General features: G+C 62.0%; 23 protein-coding genes, 2 tRNA genes and 1 pseudogene. 6 read left to right on the top strand and 20 right to left on the bottom strand.

From position 1 onward, the window contains the following. The 3 genes from QM694_RS02640 to QM694_RS02630 are packed head-to-tail and all read right to left on the bottom strand — an operon-like array spanning position 1 to position 2169. A complete protein-coding gene (locus tag QM694_RS02640) occupies positions 1-1311 on the bottom strand; it encodes a hemolysin family protein (protein ID WP_415005396.1) in 1311 nt (436 codons plus the stop codon). Positions 1312-1349: 38 nt separating this feature from the next. After that, on the bottom strand, positions 1350-1805 hold the full coding sequence (locus QM694_RS02635; protein WP_415005395.1) for a GNAT family N-acetyltransferase: 456 nt from the start codon (positions 1803-1805) through the stop codon (positions 1350-1352). A 10-nt stretch (positions 1806-1815) separates the two neighbouring features. Then, positions 1816-2169: a hypothetical protein gene (locus tag QM694_RS02630; protein WP_415005394.1), complete on the bottom strand. Its 354-nt coding sequence runs from the start codon at positions 2167-2169 to the stop codon at positions 1816-1818. 215 nt (positions 2170-2384) lie between these two features. On the opposite strand from QM694_RS02630, the gene QM694_RS02625 reads away from it, so the two are divergent. The 3 genes from QM694_RS02625 to QM694_RS02615 are packed head-to-tail and all read left to right on the top strand — an operon-like array spanning position 2385 to position 5987. Further along, on the top strand, positions 2385-3794 hold the full coding sequence (locus tag QM694_RS02625; RefSeq protein ID WP_415005393.1) for a di-heme oxidoredictase family protein: 1410 nt from the start codon (positions 2385-2387) through the stop codon (positions 3792-3794). Further along, complete coding sequence (locus QM694_RS02620; protein WP_415005392.1) at positions 3791-5422, top strand: CRTAC1 family protein; 1632 nt, start codon at positions 3791-3793, stop codon at positions 5420-5422. The genes QM694_RS02625 and QM694_RS02620 overlap by 4 nt, the downstream gene beginning before the upstream one ends. A gap of 55 nt (positions 5423-5477) precedes the next feature. Further along, entirely contained in the window at positions 5478-5987 is a 510-nt protein-coding gene (locus tag QM694_RS02615) for a DUF2199 domain-containing protein (protein ID WP_415005391.1), read from the top strand. Positions 5988-6006: 19 nt separating this feature from the next. Here QM694_RS02615 and QM694_RS02610 read toward each other — a convergent pair. The 3 genes from QM694_RS02610 to QM694_RS02600 all read right to left on the bottom strand — a co-directional run bounded on the left by QM694_RS02610 (position 6007) and on the right by QM694_RS02600 (position 7021). Further along, positions 6007-6092: transfer RNA gene (locus tag QM694_RS02610), tRNA-Leu, on the bottom strand. Between the two features lie 76 nt (positions 6093-6168). After that, entirely contained in the window at positions 6169-6771 is a 603-nt protein-coding gene (locus tag QM694_RS02605) for a hypothetical protein (protein ID WP_415005390.1), read from the bottom strand. A 165-nt stretch (positions 6772-6936) separates the two neighbouring features. Next, positions 6937-7021 (bottom strand) — tRNA-Leu (locus QM694_RS02600). A gap of 215 nt (positions 7022-7236) precedes the next feature. Here QM694_RS02600 and QM694_RS02595 point away from each other — a divergent pair. Continuing rightward, positions 7237-7875, top strand: a complete 639-nt coding sequence (locus tag QM694_RS02595; RefSeq protein WP_415005389.1) for a transglutaminase-like cysteine peptidase — start codon at positions 7237-7239, stop codon at positions 7873-7875. Between the two features lie 113 nt (positions 7876-7988). Here the strand turns inward: QM694_RS02595 and QM694_RS02590 are convergent, their stop codons facing one another. The 4 genes and pseudogenes from QM694_RS02590 to chvE all read right to left on the bottom strand — a co-directional run bounded on the left by QM694_RS02590 (position 7989) and on the right by chvE (position 12325). Further along, on the bottom strand, positions 7989-8414 hold the full coding sequence (locus tag QM694_RS02590; protein WP_415005388.1) for a GlcG/HbpS family heme-binding protein: 426 nt from the start codon (positions 8412-8414) through the stop codon (positions 7989-7991). Next, positions 8414-9604: a multiple monosaccharide ABC transporter permease gene (gene mmsB / locus QM694_RS02585; RefSeq protein WP_415005387.1), complete on the bottom strand. Its 1191-nt coding sequence runs from the start codon at positions 9602-9604 to the stop codon at positions 8414-8416. Before mmsB ends, QM694_RS02590 begins: the two co-directional genes overlap by 1 nt. A 1-nt stretch (position 9605) precedes the next feature. Continuing rightward, positions 9606-11126, bottom strand: a complete 1521-nt coding sequence (mmsA, locus tag QM694_RS02580) for a multiple monosaccharide ABC transporter ATP-binding protein (RefSeq protein WP_415005756.1) — start codon at positions 11124-11126, stop codon at positions 9606-9608. A 148-nt stretch (positions 11127-11274) separates the two neighbouring features. Next, positions 11275-12325: pseudogene (gene chvE / locus QM694_RS02575) on the bottom strand (multiple monosaccharide ABC transporter substrate-binding protein). A 160-nt stretch (positions 12326-12485) separates the two neighbouring features. On the opposite strand from chvE, the gene QM694_RS02570 reads away from it, so the two are divergent. Beyond that, entirely contained in the window at positions 12486-13244 is a 759-nt protein-coding gene (locus tag QM694_RS02570) for a FadR/GntR family transcriptional regulator (RefSeq protein WP_415005386.1), read from the top strand. A 3-nt stretch (positions 13245-13247) separates the two neighbouring features. Here the strand turns inward: QM694_RS02570 and QM694_RS02565 are convergent, their stop codons facing one another. From QM694_RS02565 to cysE, 4 genes are all read right to left on the bottom strand, one after another. Beyond that, positions 13248-13775 (bottom strand): gamma carbonic anhydrase family protein, encoded by a 528-nt coding sequence (locus tag QM694_RS02565; RefSeq protein ID WP_415005385.1) that lies wholly within the window; start codon positions 13773-13775, stop codon positions 13248-13250. A 12-nt stretch (positions 13776-13787) separates the two neighbouring features. Next, on the bottom strand, positions 13788-14096 hold the full coding sequence (locus QM694_RS02560) for a DUF6949 family protein (RefSeq protein ID WP_415005384.1): 309 nt from the start codon (positions 14094-14096) through the stop codon (positions 13788-13790). 73 nt (positions 14097-14169) lie between these two features. Continuing rightward, positions 14170-14571: a DUF3126 family protein gene (locus QM694_RS02555; protein ID WP_415005383.1), complete on the bottom strand. Its 402-nt coding sequence runs from the start codon at positions 14569-14571 to the stop codon at positions 14170-14172. A 39-nt stretch (positions 14572-14610) separates the two neighbouring features. Next, the gene (gene cysE, locus QM694_RS02550) at positions 14611-15444 is read right to left on the bottom strand and encodes a serine O-acetyltransferase (RefSeq protein WP_415005382.1); all 834 of its coding nucleotides are present in this window, start codon (positions 15442-15444) and stop codon (positions 14611-14613) included. Between the two features lie 110 nt (positions 15445-15554). Between cysE and QM694_RS02545 the strand changes: the two genes are divergently transcribed. After that, the gene (locus QM694_RS02545; RefSeq protein WP_415005381.1) at positions 15555-16352 is read left to right on the top strand and encodes an enoyl-CoA hydratase; all 798 of its coding nucleotides are present in this window, start codon (positions 15555-15557) and stop codon (positions 16350-16352) included. Here QM694_RS02545 and QM694_RS02540 read toward each other — a convergent pair whose 3' ends face one another. The 6 genes from QM694_RS02540 to QM694_RS02515 all read right to left on the bottom strand — a co-directional run bounded on the left by QM694_RS02540 (position 16353) and on the right by QM694_RS02515 (position 20442). Further along, on the bottom strand, positions 16353-16619 hold the full coding sequence (locus QM694_RS02540) for a hypothetical protein (protein ID WP_415005380.1): 267 nt from the start codon (positions 16617-16619) through the stop codon (positions 16353-16355). Between the two features lie 62 nt (positions 16620-16681). Next, positions 16682-17104, bottom strand: coding sequence for an HIT family protein (locus QM694_RS02535; protein ID WP_415005379.1), 423 nt, complete (start codon positions 17102-17104; stop codon positions 16682-16684). 11 nt (positions 17105-17115) lie between these two features. Beyond that, positions 17116-18258 carry a GNAT family N-acetyltransferase gene (locus QM694_RS02530; RefSeq protein WP_415005378.1) on the bottom strand — a complete coding sequence of 381 codons (1143 nt, stop codon included), beginning with the start codon at positions 18256-18258 and terminating at the stop codon, positions 17116-17118. Further along, the gene (locus QM694_RS02525) at positions 18259-18996 is read right to left on the bottom strand and encodes a glycerophosphodiester phosphodiesterase family protein (RefSeq protein ID WP_415005377.1); all 738 of its coding nucleotides are present in this window, start codon (positions 18994-18996) and stop codon (positions 18259-18261) included. Further along, positions 18993-19457 (bottom strand): RidA family protein, encoded by a 465-nt coding sequence (locus QM694_RS02520; RefSeq protein WP_415005376.1) that lies wholly within the window; start codon positions 19455-19457, stop codon positions 18993-18995. Before QM694_RS02520 ends, QM694_RS02525 begins: the two co-directional genes overlap by 4 nt. A gap of 1 nt (position 19458) precedes the next feature. Then, positions 19459-20442 carry a 2-hydroxyacid dehydrogenase gene (locus QM694_RS02515; RefSeq protein ID WP_415005375.1) on the bottom strand — a complete coding sequence of 328 codons (984 nt, stop codon included), beginning with the start codon at positions 20440-20442 and terminating at the stop codon, positions 19459-19461. Positions 20443-20454 lie beyond the last annotated feature (12 nt).

Genomic DNA, 20454 nt, shown 5'->3' with positions numbered 1-20454 from the left:
TCAGGCCGGACGTGCCGCGCGGCGGCGCTGCGCGAGCCTCGACACGATGAGGCGGTCGATCCGGTGTCCGTCGAGGTCGACCACCTCGAAGCGGTAGCTCTGCGCCTCGAAGGCCTCTCCGGCCAACGGGATGCGGCCCATTTTTTCCAGCACGAAGCCCGCGACGGTCTGGTAGCCCCTGCGCTCCGGCACCTTGATGCCGATTTTGGCCGCCAGCGCCTCGATGCTGGTGGAGCCTGAGACCAGCAGCGATCCATCGTCGCGCTCGATGATGTCGGGATCTTCGGGCGTCCCCTCCTGGCGGAACGCGCCGGCGATCGCTTCCAGAATATCCGCCGCCGTGACGATGCCGTCGAAGTGGCCGTATTCGTCATAGACCAGCCCGAAATGCACCTCCAACTCCTTGAGGCGCATTACGACATCAAGCGCGTCGAGATTGTCGGGAATGATCTGCGCCTCGCGCACCAGCAATTTGAGATTGAGGGCGCGGCGCTTCAGCAGCGCCGTGGCGATGTCCTTGGCCTGCAGCACGCCCACCACATTGTCAGGCGTGCCCTGCCAGGCGACGAAACGGGAATGGCCACTGTCGGCAATCTGTTTTGCAAGGGCGGAAGGCTTTTCATCAATGTCGATCATCGCCACATCGGCACGCGGCGTCATCACGGCGCGCACCAAGCGGTCACCCAGCCGCATGACGCCGGTGATCATCTGGCGCTCTTCCGGTTCCAGAACGCCCGCCGTTTCCGCTTCGGCGATGAGCGCGTGAATTTCGGCATCGGTGACGGTTTCGTCCTTGCCGCCCGATTGCCTCAGCAGCGCCAGCACCAGCTTTCCCGAGCGGTCGAGCAGCCAGACGATGGGCGAGGCGATTTTTGCCAGCAACGACATGGGGTGCGCCACGAGGCAGGCGATGCGCTCGGGATTCCGCAACGCCATCTGCTTCGGCACCAGTTCGCCGACGATCAGCGAAAAATAGGTGATGAGGCCGATCACCAACCCGAAGCCTACAGGCTCCGCGAAACGCTCCGGCATGCCATATCCTGCAAGCCAGGTGCTGACGCGGCCGCCCAGCGTGGCGCCGGAAAAGGCGCCTGCCAGCACGCCGATCAGCGTGATGCCGAATTGCACGGTGGCCAGAAACCGGCCGGGATCACCCGCCAGCGCCACCGCCGAGCGCGCCCCCGCAACGCCATCGTCAGCCAAGGCGCGCAGCTTGGCGGGCCTTGAGGAGGCCAGCGCCATTTCCGACATGGCGAGGAGCGCGTTCAGGAGGATCAGAAGCGCAACGATCAGAAGCTCAATGTAAGGCATACGGAAATTTAGCTTCCGCAGCGCCCCATGGCAAATCGTTAGAGATCACGGCTCATGAGATGCAGCGGGCTGCCGTGCTGTGTTACGCTGTCCCTGAGCGTCCAGCCGCATTTGAGATAGAGGGGTTGCGCATCAACGGTATAAAGATAAAGCCGCTTCACGCCGTGGCTTTTGGCATGCGCCTCAGCGGCGGCGATGAGTGCCCGCGCCACGCCGCGCCGCCGATGGGCCTGATCGACATAGAGGCTGGCCAGCCATGGCGACACGTCGTGAAGCGGGTCAATCTCCTCGCGCACCAGAAGCACGATGCCCGCGCAGGCGCCATCCACACGGGCGATCAACGCCGTTTGCAGCGCGTCATCCGTGGTGGCGAGCGTCTGCAACTGGTCATAGCTGTCGGCGACGGAAAATCCATCGTCCTTGAGGAACGCCTCGTGACGCCATCGTGCGCAGAACTCCTGCTCCGGCGAGCCGGCGGCGAGGCGTTCAATCACGCAAGGGGAACTACTTGGGCTTCTTCGTGGTGGCATAAACGTAATAGCAATTCTCGCCGAGGCCGGAATAGCTGCATTCCACGTAATAGCCCTGCTTCTTTTTCAAGACTGTCTTGCTGTTAGCCTTGAGCGGCGCGAAGCCCTTGACGCCGCCTTCCGGCGTGCGCGGCCGCATATACACGGTGTAGCAGTTCTCGCCCACGGCGGAGTAGCTGCATTCCGTCCAGTAGCCGGCTTTCTTCTTCAGGACCGAGGTAGATTTGAGCTTGGTGTATTTGGGCTGGCTGGTGTCGCTCAACGCCGGAGCGGCAATTGCCGTGGAAAGCACCGCAGCGGAAACAAGGGCGGTCAAAAGGCGGGCCATGATGGAATTTCTCCGTGCAAGGATGATTGATCGAACATGCTATGTGGCGCCCCCGCATGAGTCAATTCGCAAGGCATTGCGATAAATATTGGGCGGCAGAATGGACAGGGTGAGGCCGGGGACATGCTGCAATGCACACCGTCTGGCGATTGCATTCTTCACCGCGCGCGCTAGGAATAAGGAAAAACAACAATATGCCTGCCGGGAGGACCCAGATGTCATCGAGGCTCATGATGCCGGTGCTGATTGCACTGGCGGCCGGACCGGCCATCGCAGGCGATCCGCCGTGGTCGGAGAAAGTCGTCGGGCACAGCCTGTCGTTCGCGGAAGCATTGACGCTTTCGCAGAAGGACTTTCCGGCGCTTGTCGAACGCGGGCGCACGCTGTTCACAGCGAAGTTCACGCCCGCCGACGGTCAAGGCCGCCCGAAGGCGACACAGGCGATCATTCCCACTTTGCGCAAGCGCGGCGAAACGCCATCGCACGAACGCACCAGCGGGCCGGATACGTCCGCCTGCTCAAGCTGCCACAACGATCCCTCGATCGGGGCGGCTGCGGATTTCAACTCCAACGCCTTCGTCTCGGAAGGCTTTGATATTGCCGATTTCGATTCCGTCGACCCGCAGTTCTCCAACGAACGCAATCCCGTGACGCTCACCGGAGACGGGCTCGTTGAACTGCTGGCGCGCGAGATCACCGCCGACCTGAAGGCCGAGCGCATTGCAGGGCTGAAGCAGGCGAGCGCCACCGGCCAGGACGTCACCGTGAAGCTGGAGAGTAAGGGCGTCTCCTACGGCGAACTCACCATCTCTCCCGACGGCAGCGTTGACTTGAGCAAGCTCGACGGCATCGACACCGATCTCGTGCTCAGGCCGTTCAGCCGCAAGGGCGTGATGACGTCGTTGCGGCAATTCACCGTCAATGCCCTGAACACGCACCAGGGCATGGAAGCCATTGAGCGGTTTGGCATACGCTGGACGGGAACGGACGACTTTGACGGCGACGGCGTCAAGAACGAGGTCGACGAAGGCGACGTTTCCGCCATCACCTATTTCATGGCCACGCTGCCGCCGCCGGTGCGGCGGACGGATTTGCCGGAGAACTGGAAGGCAGCCGCCGCTCAGGGTGAAAAAACGTTTTCCGAGATCGGCTGCGCTGCCTGTCATCGCCCCACGCTTCCCCTGAAGTCGCTGGTCTTCCAGGACCCCGGCCCTTATGACGCGGCGGGCACATTGCGGGCCGGCGACAAGGCGCAGGCCATCAGCGTTGATTTTGCCACCCTGCCCTTTGCCAAAACTTTGGCCCGCAATGACAAGGGCGAATATCTGGTCCCGCTGTTCAGCGACCTCAAGCGCCACACCGTGGTGGACGAAGGCGTGGCCGATTTCGGCAATGAACTGTTGAGCCAGCGTTTCGTGGAGCGCGACGTTTTCCTGACGACCGTGTTGTGGGGCGTGGGCTCGACCGCGCCCTATGGCCACCGCGGCGATTTCACCACCCTGGATGGGGTGATCCGCGCCCATGGTGGCGAGGCCCGCGCGGCGCGCGACGCCTTCGTGAAAGCCGATGACGATACGCGCTCGAACCTCATCGCCTTCCTCAAGACGCTGGTGATCCCGAAATGAAATACTGGTTCGCCCTTCTCCCTCTGCTGTCCCTGCCCGCGGCCGCGGATGACGCGCCTCTCAAACCCACCAATGACATTCCGGCGATGACCGAGGAACATGCCGCGGCGGGCGTCAACCATGTGTATGGCGGTCCGTGGGAGTTTTTCGTCGGCGGCGGCGGCGCTGCTTTTGACTGCAATGGCGACCGCAAGCCCGACATGATCCTGGCCGGCGGCAAGAATCCGGCGCAGCTCTACGTGAACGACAGCCTGCCCGGCGGCGCCATCAAGTTCCATGAGGCAGCCCTCAACATCGGCAATCTGGCCGAGAACGTGACCGGTGCCTATCCCCTCGATGTGGATGGCGATGGCCACATCGATGTGGCGCTGCTGCGCGTGGGCAAGAACGTGCTTTTGAAAGGCGGGCCGAACTGCACCTTCACCGTGGCCAATGACGACTGGAAATTCGACGGCGGCGATGAGTGGACCACGGCCTTTTCGGCGGAGTGGGAGAACGGCAAGACATTCCCCACGCTGGCCTTCGGCAATTATGTGGACCGCAACGCGCCAGGTTCACCTTGGGGCACCTGTTCCGACAATGTGCTGCTGCGCCCCGATGCGGGCGACAAGCCTTCCTACAGCCAGCCCAGCGTACTGACGCCCGGTTTCTGCGCCCTCTCCATGCTGTTCACCGACTGGAACAAATCGGGGGAACCCAGCCTTCGCATCACCAATGACCGGCAATATTACCGCAACGGCGAAGAGCAGTTGTGGAAGGTTTCGGAAGACAAGCCGCCCAAGCTCTATGGCCGCAACGACGGCTGGCGCCATGTGATGATCTGGGGAATGGGCATTGCCGAGGGCGACCTCGATTCCGATGGGACGCCGGAATACGCGCTCACCTCGATGGGCGACACCAAGCTCCAGAAGCTCGACACGGATGCCGACGCGCTCAGCCCCGTTTACCGTGATATCGCCTTCGACCGCGGCGCCACGGCGCACCGGCCCTATATGGGCAAGGACCTCAAGCCTTCCACGGGCTGGCACAGCGAGTTCGCCGACTTCAACAATGACACGCTGCTCGACCTCTATATCGCCAAGGGCAACGTCGAGGCGATGGAGGACTTCGCCCAGGACGATCCCGACAACCTGCTGCTCGGCCAATGGGACGGGCGCTTCGCCGAGGCGGGCGGCGAGGCCGGAATCGGCCTTCCCACCAAAGGGCGCGGCGCGCTGATCTCAGACTTCAACATGGATGGCATGCTTGACCTCGTGGTGATCAACCGCGGGCAGCCCACCAGCGTCTTCCGCAATACCGGGGCCAAGTCTCCCGATGGCCGCGTCATCCCGATGGGCAACTGGATGGAAGTCGAATTGCGGCAGCCGGGCGGCAACCGCATGGCCGTCGGCGCGATGATCGACGTCAAGATCGGTAACCGCACGATGAACCGCTGGGTCTATGTGGGCGGCGGCCATGCCTCGGGCCACATCGGCTGGACGCATTTCGGGCTGGGCAATGCCGAGCGCGCGGAAATCCGCGTCAAATGGCCGGACGGCGAATGGAGCCACCCCTACCGCGTCTTCGCCGACCAGTTCGTGATCGTCGACCGCGAGGCGCCGGTGGCGAAATACTGGTATCCGCAATAGGCTGAGGGTTAACACGCCGCCATCAGCCATGATGGTAAACCGCATGAGGCCCAACTTGCCGGATCAATTCATGTGCTCAATTTGCGGAAAAGAACATCTGGGGCTTGTGACTGACTACGCTTATAGGCTTCCTGACGCCGTATGGGCATTGTCTGAAGAAGAACGCGCAGAAAAGGCGAAATTCACGGAAGATTTGTGCCAATTCGGAGAGCGCTATTTCATCCGGGGCTTCTTTCCCATTCCGTTCATCGGAACATCTGATGATTTCGCTTGGGGGGCGTGGGTTGAAGTCACGTGGCAGGTTTTTCAACGATATCTTGAACTATACGAGAATGATGGATCGGCGGAGCCGCGCGTTGAAGGGGCTTTGGCGAACGAATTACCCGCGTATGCAAACTCGATGGGAATGCCCGTACTTATTCAGTTTGAGGACCCGAAAAACCGGCCATCAATCTATTTGGGGCCAGATAACAAGAGCCGCTTGGCGAATGAACAGCGGAACGGCATCGATCAAGCTCGCTATCACGAAATCCTAGAGGCCATTTCAATCGCGAAGCGGCATTAGATGCCTGCGATTTTAAGGTTGGTGCGGGCGGCGGGACTCGAACCCGCACACTCTTGCGAATAACGGATTTTAAGTCCGTTGCGTCTACCATTCCGCCACGCCCGCGACCGGCAGCTTGTCTACACGCAGGCCAGCGCACGCGCCAGTGCGGGCGCACCGTGCATCAAGACGTTCCGATTGATCAGATGCGGGGCTTGAGGCTTTGGGCGCGGCGGCGGCCGATGTAGCAGAGGCCGATCAACCCTGCGCTTAACAGCGGCAGGCTTCCGGGCAGCGGCACGGCGGCCACCACATCCACGTTCACTGCGTCGAGGCGGTAGTAGCCGGGCACGTTATAGAAGGAGAATTGCAGCGTCGTCGTCGCGGCGGTGGCCGTCACCAGATAGGTATAGAGCGTGTAGCCGAACGCCTTGGAATTGGTCATCGACACAAGCGACGATCCGAAGCTGGCGCTGAAGGAATTGGGGCTGGTGGTGCCCAGGATGTTGCCGACATTGGCAAGCCGGAACGAGACAGTGTAGCTCGCGCCGATCGTCGTTACGATGGTTTGCGACAGATAGGCCTGCCCACTGGTGGAACCGAACGACCCATAATAAGTGCCGGCATAGGCATTGCTGCCGCTGTTCACCGTGGTGTAGCTGGTGTCGCCGGTCAGCGTCCAGCCGCTGAAGCTGCCGCTTTCAAAGCCGCCGTTGGTGACGAGATTGGCCCGCGCCAGGCCAGTCATGCCGAAAAGCAGGGCGAACAGCATTGCCGTCAACAGTTTGCAGGACTTCCAGGCCATCACAGGTCTCCACCAGATGAAGCAGGATGCTTCTCCGGGCAATACGTTTCCTAGGTGGAAGACCTTTACAGATCGTCAAAGCCGATCCGCAAAATTTAAGGAGAACTGTCTGGAATGGTGCATGGCAGGCCAAACCCACGAAGCACAGTATATTTTTTGAAAAGATGGTGCGGCCAAGAGGACTCGAACCTCCACGATGTTACTCGCTAGCACCTCAAGCTAGTGCGTCTACCAATTCCGCCATGGCCGCATGCCGAACCGGCAGCGCGCGGTGAATAACAGGGGCTTACCGATTACGCAACCCCTGTTTGGCGGCGGCTTCCTTGCCCCTCGGCCCCCCCCTTATGGTTAACAAATCGTTTAAAATTTAACGATGTTTTGCTTCGAACTTTGACACCGCCCTGAACCCGGCCTCAAAGTCCTGTCGGTAATGTGGCGGGAATAAGACAAGGCAGGGACGTCAAAATGAACATCAAGTCCGCTGTGGGGGCGGCAATCATGGGGTTTCTGATGACAGCGGCGGGCGCTTCGGCCTCGCAACTGCCGGACGAGACCCAAACGAAAGGCGCCTACGCCACGGAATATGGCAAGGCCCTGCCCCCGATCGGTTTCGTGCAGTTCTGCGCACGCCAGCCGAATGACTGCAAGCCGACAGGCGGCAAGCCGGACGATCTGGCGATGTCTCCCGAACGCTGGAATCTGGTCTATCAGGTCAACACCTACGTGAACAACAAGATCGCGCCGGTGTCGGACCAGGAACTCTACGGCCAGCCGGAATACTGGGCCTATCCGACGGATGCGGGCGACTGCGAGGATTACGTCCTCCTCAAGCGCCGCTACCTGCTGGGCCTGGGCTTCCCGCCCGATGCGCTGCTGATCACCGTGGTGCTGGACGAGAAGCATGAAGGCCATGCCGTGCTCACCGTTACGACGGCGGATGGCGACTATATTCTCGACAACCGGCGCAACGAAGTGCTGCGCTGGAATGCCGTGGACTACACGTTCCTGAAGCGCCAGTCGGCCCGCGATCCGCGGCTCTGGGTGTCGCTCACCAGGGACCGTCCCGTCACCAATGGCTATGTGGCCGGCGGCAAGAGCAAATAACGAGGAATTCGAACAGGCCCGGTCGGCGTCCCCACCCATCCCCCACCAGACCGGGCTTCAGGAGCCGGCGCTGTCCCACCCAGCGCCGGCTTCGCCTTTTTGGGGAAGTGGAATCAGCCGCCTTCGGCGTTAAGCCCCGTGGCCTTGATGCCGGCCATGGCGCAGGCCTCGTCATTGTCGGAACTGTCGCCCGATACGCCCACCGCGCCGATCACTGCATTGGCTGCATCGCGGATGATGACGCCGCCCGCCACCGGCACCAGCCCGCCCACCAGGGGACCGGATGATGACAGGAAATGCGAATAGTCCTTCACCATCTCGGCGAGCTTGCGCGAATTGCGGTTGAAGGCCAGCGCGCCGTTGGCCTTGCCGCGCGCCACGTCGAAGCGGCCGCGCGAGGAGCCGTCCTCGCAAGCCGAAGCGATCACCACCGCGCGCGCATCCAGCACCACCATGGTGAGCGGCATCATGGCGGCCTTCCGGCCATGCGCCAGACCTTCGCGGATGATCGTCTGCGCGTGAGCGAGGGTCAGAGACATCAGCGGCCCTTGTCCTTGTAGTAGACGTCGAGGAACACCGCGAGCATCAGCACCACGCCCTTGATGACCTGCTGCCAGTCGATGCCGATGCCCATGATCGACATGCCGTTGTTCATGACGCCGATAATGAAGGCGCCGATCACCGCGCCAACCACCTTGCCCACGCCGCCGGTTGTCGCCGCGCCGCCGATGAAGCAGGCGGCGATCACTTCAAGCTCGAAGCCGAGGCCCGCCTTCGGCGTCGCCACGTTGAGGCGCGCCGCGAAGATCAGCCCGGCGAGGCCCGCCAGCGCGCCCATGATGGTGAAGATCAGGAAGGTCAGCTTCTCGGTGTTGATGCCGGAGAGTTTCGCCGCCTTTTCATTGCCGCCCATCGCATAGATGCGGCGGCCGAAGGTGGTGCGGGTGGTGATGAACATGAACAGCGCAATCAGCGCGAACATCACGATCAGCACGTTGGGCAGGCCCTTGTAGCTGGCCATCAGATAGGAGAAGCCGAGGAAGGCGACGGCAATTAGCAGGTTGCGGCCATAGAAGATCACATCCGGCTCTTCAGCCAGTCCATGAACTTCCTGCGTGCGCCGCTCCTTGAAATTGAAATAGATGATCAGCGCCGTCACCACGATGCCGATCAGCATGGCCGTCCAGTTGAAGGCGGTGGCAATGAAATCGGGAATGAAGCCCGAGCTCAAAAGCTGGAATTCCTTCGGGAACGGCCCCACCGATGCGCCGCCCAGCACGGTGAGCGCCAGGCCCTTGAACACCAGCATGCCGGCCAGCGTCACGATGAAGGCCGGTATCTTGTAATAGGCGATGAAATAGCCCTGCAATCCGCCAATCGCCGCGCCTAGCGCAATGCAGGCAACGGCCGAAAGGAACGGATCAATCTTCCAGTTCACCATCAGCACGGCAGCCACGGCGCCGATGAATCCCGATACCGAGCCCACCGACAAGTCGATATGGCCCGCCACGATCACCAGCAGCATGCCCAGCGCCATGATGACGATGTAGCTGTTCTGCAGGATGATGTTCGTCATGTTCACCGGCTTGAACAGCGTGCCGTTGGTGGTGAACTGGAAGAAGATCATGATGGCGAGCAGCGACAGCAGCAGCGCATAGTCGCGGATATTGGCCTTGATGAAGCGGCCGAGTTCGGGCTTCACCTGCGCGGGGCTTGCAGCTTCGCTCATCTCAATGTTCCCATGATTTCATGATGGCCCGCATGATCTTTTCCTGCGTGGCCTCTTTCGCCGCCATCTCCGCCACGAAGCGTCCGTCATTCATGACATAGATGCGGTCGGAAATGCCCAGAAGCTCCGGCATTTCGGATGAGATCACCACCACCGCCTTGCCCTGCTCGGCCAGCCGGTTGATGATGCCGTAGATTTCATATTTGGCGCCCACGTCGATGCCGCGCGTCGGCTCGTCGAGGATCAGCACCTCAGGCCCCGAGAACAGCCATTTCGACAGCACCACCTTCTGCTGGTTGCCGCCGGAAAGATTAAGGGTCGTCTGGTAGACGCTGGAACTCCGGATCGCCAGATCCTTGCGGAACTTGTTGGCGACCTGCAGCTCCTCGACATCATCGACCACGCCCTTCGACGACACGCCGTCGAGATTGGCCAGCGGCACATTGTGCTTGATGTTGTCGATCAGCACGAGGCCATAGGTCTTGCGGTCTTCGGTGGCATAGGCGAGCCCAGCATCCATCGCCCTGGGGATGGAGGTGACGTCGATCGCCTTGCCGTTGAGCTTCACCTCGCCGGTGATCTTCTGGCCATAGGCATGGCCGAACACAGACATCGCAAGCTCGGTGCGCCCTGCCCCCATCAACCCCGCGATGCCCACCACTTCGCCGCGCCTCACATTGAAGCTCACATTCTTGATCACCTGCCGGTCGGCGTGCAGCGGGTGATAGACGCTCCAGTTGTTCACCTCGAACACCGGCTCGCCGATCTTGGCGGTGCGCGGCGGATAGCGGTCCGTCAGTTCGCGGCCCACCATGGCCTTGATGATGCGGTCCTCGCTCACCTTCGCGGTAGAGGTGTCTAGCGTATCCACGGTGCGGCCATCTCGGATCACCGTGATGCGGTCGGCGACCTTCATCACCTCGTTCAGCTTGTGGGTGATAAGGATGGAGGAAATGCCTTGCGCCCTGAATTCCTGCAGCAGGGCCAGCAGCGCGTTGGAATCCGTTTCGTTCAGGCTCGATGTCGGCTCATCGAGGATCAGCAGCTTCACATCCTTGTTCAGCGCCTTGGCGATTTCCACAAGCTGCTGCTTGCCGGTGCCGAGGTTGGTGATGAGCGTGTTGGGATGCTCGTTGAGGCCCACTTTCTTCAAGAGGCCCTGGGTGCGCGTGAACGCCTCAAACCAGTTGATGACGCCGTATTTCGCCGTCTCGTGGCCCAAGAAAATATTTTCGGCAATGGAGAGCAGCGGCACCAGCGCCAGTTCCTGGTGAATGATGATGATGCCGGTGTTCTCGCTATCGGCGATGGTAGAGAACTTGCGTTCCTTGCCTTCGAATTCGATGGCGCCATCATAAGTGCCTGAAGGGTACACGCCCGACAGCACCTTCATCAGCGTGGATTTGCCGGCGCCGTTTTCGCCGACCACGGCGTGGATTTCGCCGGGCATCACGGCAAGGTTCACGTCCGTCAGCGCTTTCACGCCCGGGAACGTCTTGGTGATGCCCTTCATTTCAAGGATGGGCTGCATTCAGGAAACACCCATTGACAAGAATCATCCCGGCTAGAACCCGGAACCCTTTTTCCGCCAGCTTAGGGCGAATGGCCCGTGACGCAAGGGCCTCAAGGGTCCGGCTTCCGCCGGGATGATGGTGTTGCGGCTTCAGGCCTTAGCCGTCGATCTGGGCCTGCGTGTAGTAGCCCGAAGTCAACGAGATACTTCTTGATGTCGTCCTTGCCGACTGCGTAGGGCGTCAGCAGGTTGGACGGCACCACCTTCACGCCGTTGTTGTAGGTCTTGGTATCGTTCACCGGAACGTCCTTGCCGGAGAGCGCAGCGTCCACCATCGTGGCGGCGGTCTTCGCCAGTTCGCGCGTGTCCTTGAACACGGTCGAATACTGTTCGCCAGCCACCATGCCCTTCACGGAAGCCAGCTCTGCATCCTGGCCGGTGACGATCGGCATATCGGCGCCCGGCGCATAGCCCACGCCCTTGAGTGAGGAGATGATGCCGCGCGACAGACCATCGTAAGGCGAAAGAACGCCGTTGACCTTCTTGTCGGTGTAGTTGGCGGAGAGCAGGTTATCCATGCGGGCCTGCGCCACGGCGCCGTCCCAGCGGAGCGTGCCAACCTTGTCCATGCCCATCTGGCCCGAGGGGATCACGATGTCCTTCGAGTCGATCAGCGGCTGCAGCACGCTCATCGCGCCATCATAGAAGAAGAAGGCGTTGTTGTCGTCGGGCGAGCCGCCGAACAGCTCCACGTTCCACGGCTTCACATTGGGGAAGCGCTGCTTCATGCCGTCGACCAGCGAGGTGGCCTGCAGCACGCCGACCTTGAAGTTGTCGAAGGTGGCATAGTAATCGACATCGGCCGTGCCGCGGATCAGGCGGTCATAGGCGAACACCTTGGCGCCCGCATCATGGGCCTTCTTGAGAATGTCGGAGAGCGTTGTGCCGTCGATGGCGCCGATCACCAGCGCCTTGGCGCCCTTGGTGACCATGTTCTCGATCTGCGCGAGCTGGTTGGGAATGTCGTCTTCGGCAAACTGAAGATCGGTGTCATATCCCATGGCGGTGAATTCCTTCACCATGCTCTCGCCGTCCGAGATCCAGCGGGTCGAGGATTTGGTGGGCATGGAAATGCCGATCAGGCCCTTGCTGTCGGCGAAAGCGGGAATGCTTCCGGCAACCAGGGCCACGCCTGCGGTGGAGAGCATGAAATGTCTGCGATTGATCACGTAAGAGTCCTCCCTCATGAAAACAGCGGCGGGCTTTTTTTGCGCCCGCCCCGCTGCCATGCCGGGGACTCTTAGTGCAGCAAAAACTCGCTTTCAACGATTATTTGTATGACAATTGCAAAAGTTCATCGGAGCTTACATGCCCCACCGCAAACGCACACAACGCACGCGCCGTCTTCGCAGTGCAACATCAACCGCGAAGCTGCACGCGAAACTCGCCAATGTGATTGGCGAACGCATCGTCAGAGGCGTCTATGCGCCGGGCACGCTGCTGCCCAACGAGGCGGAATGGGGACGCATGTTCAAGGCCAGCCGCACCACCGTGCGCGAGGCGATCAAGACGCTGAATGCAAAGGGCCTTCTCGTTTCCCGCACCAAGGTCGGCTCGACCGTCGAGCCGCGCGAGCACTGGAACCTGCTCGACCGTGACGTGATCGCCTGGCACTGCGCCGCCATGCCGCCCGAAGCCTTCCTGGAAAAGACGCAGGAGGCCAGAAAGCTGCTGGAACCGGGCATTGCGGCGCTCGCCGCCGTGAAGCGCACAGACCGCCAGCTTGCTGCACTGCAATATGCTTTCAAGGGCATGCGGGATGCGCGCTCGGCTGAAGAAATGATTTCGCCCGACGTCGATTTTCACCGCGCCCTGCTCTCTGGCACAAATAACGAGCTCCTCGCGCCGTTCGGAATCATGATCGAGCAGTCGCTCGCCAACCTGTTCGACTACACCTCGCGGCACAATCCGAAGCCCGAGTCGGCGATCACCCTGCACGAGAATGTTGTGAACGCCATCGCCGCAGGTGACCCCACCGCGGCGCGGAAAGCCATGATGGAACTCCTGGGCGATACGGACGATATCATCGCCGCGCGCCAGGAAACCGCCGAACCAACTAAAACATAAATTCTAGATTTGCCGGAGCCCCGCCGCGTAACGCTGCCAGTTGCGTACATAGCTTTCGGCGGATTTCACCAGCCCCGCCACCGCCTCCGCATCCAGCGTCTTGATGACCTTGCCGGGCATACCCATCACCAGCGATCCATCGGGGATGACCTTGCCTTCGGGGATCAGCGCGTTGGCGCCGATGAGGCAGCCCTTGCCGATCACCGCACGGTTCAGCACCGTGGCCCCCATGCCGACCAGCGCGCCATCGCCGATGGTGCAGCCATGGAGGATCGCCGAATGGCCGATGGTGCAGTTGCGCCCGATGGTGAGGGGTGCGCCCATATCGGTGTGCAGCACGCATCCATCCTGCACATTGCTGTTCTCGCCCACGCGGATCAGTTCATTGTCGCCGCGCAGCACGGCGTTCCACCACACGCTCGCCATGGAATCGAGTTTCACGCGGCCCATCAGCACGGCGGTGGGCGCCACCCAGCAGCGCCCCTCCTCCGGCAGTTCCGGTGAAATGCCGTCGAGCGCGTAAAGTGGCATGGGGCGATCCTGTCAGCTGTATCCGAGGAAGGTGGTGAGGATAAACACGCCCTGCAGAAAGCTCCAGCCCAAGCCCAGCACCAGCATCAGCAGCGCCACGAAGGGGTTGAAATCGAAATACCACAGCCCGGTGCGCAGAACGCCCAGCGGCGCATAGGCGCACAGGGCGAAGGTCTTGAGCGGCGTCAGCACATCAAAACGCGCCATCATGCGGAAATTCGGCCGCTCGCCAGAGACAAGCGCCCAGCCGCTGCCCACGAGGCCCGCCGAAACAAGCCCCGTCAACCCGGCCAGAATATAGGCATAGACATAAAGCTGCATGTCCCGTCCCCGAACAGGCTGTGCCGCAATGGCACAGACCGTTAACCCTTGGGGAACCATGCAAGGTTAACGCCTACTCCAGATCGAAATCCAGAATGCTCATGGTGAAGTTGCAGCGCACCTCGCCATCCTCGGTGTCGCGGTAGACGAGGCCGATGAATTCATCGGCGATGAAGACCTCCGCCGAATCCGTCTTGCGGGCGCGGCCCTTCACCTGGATCGTCTCGAGGCCGAAAATCTCGCGCAGGCGCGGGGCCATCTTGGTCACGTCGGCGGGCGGATTGTCGATATCCATGGAGAAGCTGTAGGAGAGTTCGCCATCCTCCTCGTCCTTCTCGATCTGGCCCACCTGTTCTTCGCCGATGAACACTTCGGCCAGGCCCTTGCGCTGCATGCGCTTGCGGACATCAAGCTCAGGCAATTCAAACTTGCCGCGCAGAAACTTCTTCAGCTTGGTGATTTCGTCCGGCGTCAAGGCGAGCCTCTTGAGGGAGTGGGGAGATCGCCCGCCCGTCTAGCCCCTCTCCGCCTCCGCCGCAACCGGCTCCACATTGTGGTCCATGACGAGCGCCGGCTCGCTGCACCCCGCATAGCCCACCACCTTGGCCGGAACGCCCGCCACCGTGGAATTGGGCGGCACGTCATGCAGCACCACAGAGCAGGCGGCAACGCGCGAGCAATGGCCGATCTCGATGTTGCCGAGGATTTTCGCCCCCGCGCCCACCAGCACGCCACGCCTGATCTTGGGATGACGGTCGCCCGCCGCCTTGCCGGTGCCGCCCAGCGTCACGCCCTGCATGATCGACACATTGTCCTCGATCACCGTGGTCTCGCCGATCACGATGTCATGGCCATGATCCACCATGATGCCCTTGCCGATGACGGCGGCGGGATGAATGTCGACGGCGGAGATGATGGAGGAACGGCTCTGCAGGTAATAGGCGAAATCCTTGCGCCCCATTGTCCAGAGCTGGTGCGCCATGCGGTGCGTCTGCAGCGCCTGATAGCCCTTGAAATAGAGCAGCGGGTCGACATAGCGGTGGCAGGCCGGGTCGCGCTCGAAGGTGGCGAGAATATCGGCGCGGGCGGCAAAACCGATTTCGGGGTCGGCCTCCAGCGCATCCTCGAAGGCCTGCACCACGAGGTCGGCGCCGATATCGGCATTGCCGAGGCGCTGCGCCAGGCGGTGGATCAGTGCCTGCTCGAAGGTGTCATGGTTGAGGATCAGCGCGAAGATGAAGCCTCCCATAGCAGGCTCCATGCGGGCGATCTCCTGCGCTTCCTCGCGGACGCGCGACCAGACGGGGTCGAGACGTTCAACCGATTGGGGCTTGGCGGACTGGCGCATGGCGATCTCCTCGGAACGGACGATTATACACGGAACGCACAGATATGGGGAGAGTTGCGCGAAGCTGCGAGGCGGTTGCGTTAACGGATGGTGGCGTGTAGCGGATCGCCATGATCACGCTTCCCTCGCCCACCCCCAATCTTCAGGCTTTCATTGACGGATCAACCGGTTGGCTGGTGCTGAACCGGCCGGAGCGCAGGAACGCGCTCAACACCGCCATGTGGGAGGGCATTCCCGCTCTCATCAAATCTCTTGATGAGCACGTTGATGTGAAGGCCATCGTGGTCAGGGGGGCGGGAACGGAAGCCTTCGCGGCGGGGGCCGATATTTCCGAATTCGACAGCAGCCGCAAGGATGCCGCCGACGCCGTCACCTATGCCGCCCGCAATGCGGAGGCCTATGGCGCGCTGCGGCAGGCGCAGAAGCCGGTGATCGCCATGATCCAGGGGCATTGCATCGGCGGCGGCCTTGGGCTGGCGCTCGCCTGCGATCTCCGCGTGGCTGACATGACAGCTTCTTTCGCCATCCCGCCGGCGAGGCTCGGACTCGCCTACCCGCTCGACGGGTTGCGCGATCTGGTGTCGGCCATCGGCCCCGCGGCGGCCAAAGACCTGATCTTCACCGCCCACCGCCTCGGCGCGGAAGAAGCGTTGCGGCTGCGTCTCATCGACCGGGCGGTTGCCGATGCGGAAGCCGAAACACGCCTGATCTCCGCGGCCATCGCGGAGGGTGCGCCCCTCACCCTCCGCCACGCCAAGCGCGCCCTCGACATGATCGCCGCCCGCCCCGGCCATGTGGAAGCCGATGCGGTGGCCGCCCTGTCGGCGGCGTGCTTTGACAGTTCGGACTATGCCGAAGGCCGCGCCGCCTTCATCGCCAAGCGCAAACCCCGGTTCACCGGGCGCTGATCAGAGCGGATAGTCGCGCGCCGGATCGACGCCGCAGGTTTCCACGAATTTCTTGATGCTCACGACTTCCTCATGCGAGAGGCCGTGATCGGCTCCGTGGAAGGCGGCGGAATGGCCGTTGAGCGTCACCTTCAGGCGGCCCTGGCCCGTAAAGTCCAGATCAGCGCCCAGTTCCTTGAACACGCCTTCCAGTTCCCGAAGATGAATGTTGTTCGGCAGGGGATGGCTGAACAGACTGTGCAAGACTTTGCGGTGGCGATGATTCATGAAGGTCTCCTTTTCATGGCCGGGATATTAGCCCCGGCGCGGACAAGTGGCCTTGATCACGGTCAAACCTTAAGCGCGGCGCGATAGGCCTCGGCCTGTTTCGCCAGCAGCGCGTGGTCCGCCATCTTGCCGGAATGGGGCTTCAGCTCCTGCCCGTCCTTGCGCGGCAGCACATGCACGTGAAGGTGATAGACCGTCTGGCCCGCCGCTGCCTCGTTGAATTGCTTGATGAGCACGCCTTCGGCATCGAAGGCCTGTTTGGCGGCATTCGCCACTTTCTGCACGGCGGCGAACAGCGGCGCGAACACGGCGGGGTCGGCATCCAGCAGATTGCGCGACGGCGCCTTGGGGATGACCAGCGCATGGCCATCCACCTGCGGCATCACATCCATGAAGGCCAGCACATGCGCGTCTTCATAAATCTTGTGACACGGAATTTCGCCGCGCAGAATTTTGGCGAAGATGTTGTTGGTGTCGTAGGTCATGCGTGTGCCCCTCAAAAATCCTGTTCATGGCGGAACGGCGAATGCGCCGCCAGCGCCGCCTGTTCATGGTCAACGCCCGCCCGCTCGGCTTCGAGATATTCCGCCACGGCGCGCGACAGGCCGGGATGGGCGAGATAATGCAGGCTGTAGGTCTTCTGTGGAAGATAGCCGCGCGCCAGCTTGTGGTCGCCCTGGGCGCCCGCTTCCACCCGCGCCAGCTTGCGGCTGATCGCAAAGTCGATGGCCTGATAATAGCACGTCTCGAAATGCAGGAACGGGTGATGCTCGAGCGCGCCCCAGTTCCGGCCAAAGAGCGCGTCACCGCCAATGAAATTCAGCGCCCCGGCGATCATCCGCCCATTGCGCTTCGCCATCACCAGCAGCGTGTGTTCGGCCATCGTATTGCCGATCAGGCTAAAGAAGGTGCGGTTGAGATAGGGCCTGCCCCATTTCCGCGCGCCGGTGTCCATGTAGAATTCAAAGAAGGCGTCCCAATGCGCCTCGCGGATGTCGCTGCCCGTCACGCACTCCAGCGTGATGCCCTGCTCCGCAACGCCTGCGCGTTCCTTGCGGATGTTCTTGCGTTTCTGCGACGACAGGCTCTTGAGGAAATCATCAAAACTCGCATAGCCCTGATTGTGCCAGTGGAACTGGATGTCATTGCGCCGGAGCCACGGACCGCCGCCCACCGCGTTCCATTCACCTTCGGTCAGGAATGTGACGTGTACGGAGGATGCGCGGTCGGCCTTGCACTGGTCGATCAGCGCCTTGGCCAGCGCGGCGCGCATTGCATCATCCGCCGCGAAGAGGCGTAGGCCCGGCACGGGCGAAAACGGCACCGCCACCTGCAGCTTCGGATAATAGCGCCCGCCCGCCCGCTGGAACGCATCGGCCCAGCCATGGTCGAACACATATTCGCCCTGCGAGTGGCTCTTGAGATAAGCGGGCGCGATGCCGGTGATCTGGCCCGCCGCATCTTTCAGGATCACATGGCGCGGAGCCCAGCCGGTCTTCGCGATGGCCGAGCCCGACTGTTCAAGCGCCAGGAAGAAGGCATGGCTCACCAGCGGGTTGAAGGGCCGGTCCGGCGGATTGGCAAGGCGGTCCCAGTCGCTGGCCCTGATGTCGCGAACGCTTGCCGCCACCTCATGCATTCAGGGACGATACCCCTCGAAGGTGATCTGGTCGGTGTAACGCAGCGCCTCCTCCGCCTGTTCGGGCGAGCGGATTGTCCAGCTGATGACCGGGCGGTTTGTCTGGCGGATGGCCGTCACGGCCGCAAACGGCAAGTCGCGGAAATAATAGGAGATGAACTGCGGTTGCGTGCGCGCGAGGTAACTCAGCGTCATCAGTTCCATGCGCCTCCCCCGCGAGAGGATCGAATATTCTTCGTCCTCCACGCGGTCCGCCACGATGCCGCGCACCGTGGATGGTGAAAGAGTCTTCACAGCCTCGATCATGTCGGGGTCGAAGGACATGAGGCAGTAAGCGCCGCGATAGTCGCGCAAGTCCTCGATCGCCCGCGCGGCCAGCCGCGTGTCGCCGTCCCAGTGCGATTTGAGTTCGATCACCAGCGGCACCGCCCCTGCCACCAGCGACAGCATGTCCTTGAAGCGTGGAATGGCGCTGGCGCCGCCCTTCAGCTTGATCGACGTGAGCTGCGCCTGGGTGCGGTTCTTCACCGGCCCCGCCTCCGCCGTCAGCCGTTCCAGCGTGTCGTCATGGAAGACGACCGCCGCGCCATCGGAGGTGAGTTGCAGGTCGCATTCGATGGCGTATGATCCCGCCACCGCCGCCTGGAAAGCCTCGCGGGAATTTTCGATCACCCCCATCGCACGGTCGTGGAGGCCGCGATGCGCGATGGGGCGCTGGGTGAGAAAGTCCAGGCTCATGCGATCTCCGCGATGGCTTCCACTTCCACCGCCACGTTCAGCGGCAGCGAGCCCGAGCCAACGGCCGAGCGCGCATGCTTGCCCTTGTCGCCAAACACCTGCACCATCAGGTCCGATGCGCCGTTGATGACCTTGGGATGATCCTTGAACTCCGGCACAGCGTTGACGAAGCCCACGAGCTTCACGATCCGCACCACGCGGTCGAGATCGCCGCCGCAGGCCTCGCGGATCTGCGACAGGATGTTGATGGCGCACAGCCGCGCCGCCGCATTGGCGTCATCAGCCGAAATCTCGCCGCCGACCTTGCCGAGATAGTGAAACTTGCCATCGGCCAGCGTCACCTGCCCCGCGGTGAACACCAGATTGCCGGTCTTCACCCAGCCCACATAATTGGCCACCGGAACGGCGGGCGTCGGCAGCGTGATGCCCAGTTCCGCCAGCCGTGCGTCGATCTTTCCCATCTCAGTCTCCTGTCAATAAATCCTTTGGCCGATCGCCCCTGAAAAAGGCGTCGAGATTGTCGAGTGCGCGATGGCCCATGGCGCTCCGCGTGCCCGGCGTGGCGCTGCCCAGATGCGGCAGCAGAAAGACGTTTTCAAGACTGCGGTAGCCGGGATTTATCTCAGGCTCGCCCTTGAACACGTCGAGGCCCGCGGCGGCAAGCCTGCCGCTTTTCAGCGCCGCGATCAGCGCCGCATCATCCACGATGTCACCCCGCGCCGCATTGACGATGATGGCGTTGGGCGGCAGCAGCGCAATGGTGCGCTCATTGATGATGCCGCGCGTTTCGGGTGTGGAGGCGGAATTGATGGAGAGGAAATCGCAGAAGGGCAGCATCCCTTCGAAGGATGCATGATAGCGGGCACCCGATGCCAGATCATCGGCGACGGGATTGCGCGAATGATAATGCAATTCCATGCCGAAGCCCTTGGCGCGCCTGGCCACCGCCTGCCCGATACGGCCAAGGCCGAAGATGCCCAGCCGCTTGCCGGAAACATCAAACCCCAGCGGTGAAACCAGCGTGGGCGTGCCCCAGCGGTTTTCGCGCACCATGCGGTCGCCCCACGAGGCGCCGCGCGCCGCGCCCAGGAGCAGCAGCATGGAAATATCCGCCGTCGCATCGGTCAGCACGTCCGGCGTATTGGTAAGCGCCAGCCCCCGCGCCTTCGCCTGCGGCACGCTCAGATGGTCATAGCCCACCGAATGGGTGGCGATGATTCGCACCGATGGCGAGAGCGCGGGAATGAACTCCGGCCCGAACTTCTCGAAGGAGGTGATGACAATGGCATCCTTCCCCTCCGCCGCCTTCAGGCATTCGGCCATGCTGGGGGGCGTATCGGATTCGTTCAGCACGGCCTCGTAATCCCGTTGCAACCGCTGTTCCACATCCGGCATCATCTTCCGCGTTGCAAGGACACGCGGTTTCCGCCCTAATGTTGTCGTCATAGAGGTGATGCC

Source organism: Aestuariivirga sp., from assembly GCF_047602625.1.
Lineage (GTDB): Bacteria > Pseudomonadota > Alphaproteobacteria > Rhizobiales > Aestuariivirgaceae > Aestuariivirga.
Note: the sequence above shows the minus strand (reverse complement) of the source record. Positions and strands in the feature narration are given on the sequence as shown.

Coding starts and splice junctions, on each gene's coding strand:
- QM694_RS02640 (WP_415005396.1), bottom strand. CDS start 1,311: ATGCCTTACATTGAGCTTCTGATCGTTGCGCTTCTGATCCTCCTGAAC.
- QM694_RS02630 (WP_415005394.1), bottom strand. CDS start 2,169: ATGGCCCGCCTTTTGACCGCCCTTGTTTCCGCTGCGGTGCTTTCCACG.
- QM694_RS02625 (WP_415005393.1), top strand. CDS start 2,385: ATGTCATCGAGGCTCATGATGCCGGTGCTGATTGCACTGGCGGCCGGA.
- QM694_RS02620 (WP_415005392.1), top strand. CDS start 3,791: ATGAAATACTGGTTCGCCCTTCTCCCTCTGCTGTCCCTGCCCGCGGCC.
- QM694_RS02605 (WP_415005390.1), bottom strand. CDS start 6,771: ATGGCCTGGAAGTCCTGCAAACTGTTGACGGCAATGCTGTTCGCCCTG.
- QM694_RS02595 (WP_415005389.1), top strand. CDS start 7,237: ATGAACATCAAGTCCGCTGTGGGGGCGGCAATCATGGGGTTTCTGATG.
- QM694_RS02590 (WP_415005388.1), bottom strand. CDS start 8,414: ATGTCTCTGACCCTCGCTCACGCGCAGACGATCATCCGCGAAGGTCTG.
- mmsB (WP_415005387.1), bottom strand. CDS start 9,604: ATGAGCGAAGCTGCAAGCCCCGCGCAGGTGAAGCCCGAACTCGGCCGC.
- QM694_RS02570 (WP_415005386.1), top strand. CDS start 12,486: ATGCCCCACCGCAAACGCACACAACGCACGCGCCGTCTTCGCAGTGCA.
- QM694_RS02565 (WP_415005385.1), bottom strand. CDS start 13,775: ATGCCACTTTACGCGCTCGACGGCATTTCACCGGAACTGCCGGAGGAG.
- QM694_RS02560 (WP_415005384.1), bottom strand. CDS start 14,096: ATGCAGCTTTATGTCTATGCCTATATTCTGGCCGGGTTGACGGGGCTT.
- cysE (WP_415005382.1), bottom strand. CDS start 15,444: ATGCGCCAGTCCGCCAAGCCCCAATCGGTTGAACGTCTCGACCCCGTC.
- QM694_RS02545 (WP_415005381.1), top strand. CDS start 15,555: ATGATCACGCTTCCCTCGCCCACCCCCAATCTTCAGGCTTTCATTGAC.
- QM694_RS02540 (WP_415005380.1), bottom strand. CDS start 16,619: ATGAATCATCGCCACCGCAAAGTCTTGCACAGTCTGTTCAGCCATCCC.
- QM694_RS02535 (WP_415005379.1), bottom strand. CDS start 17,104: ATGACCTACGACACCAACAACATCTTCGCCAAAATTCTGCGCGGCGAA.
- QM694_RS02530 (WP_415005378.1), bottom strand. CDS start 18,258: ATGCATGAGGTGGCGGCAAGCGTTCGCGACATCAGGGCCAGCGACTGG.
- QM694_RS02525 (WP_415005377.1), bottom strand. CDS start 18,996: ATGAGCCTGGACTTTCTCACCCAGCGCCCCATCGCGCATCGCGGCCTC.
- QM694_RS02520 (WP_415005376.1), bottom strand. CDS start 19,457: ATGGGAAAGATCGACGCACGGCTGGCGGAACTGGGCATCACGCTGCCG.
- QM694_RS02515 (WP_415005375.1), bottom strand. CDS start 20,442: ATGACGACAACATTAGGGCGGAAACCGCGTGTCCTTGCAACGCGGAAG.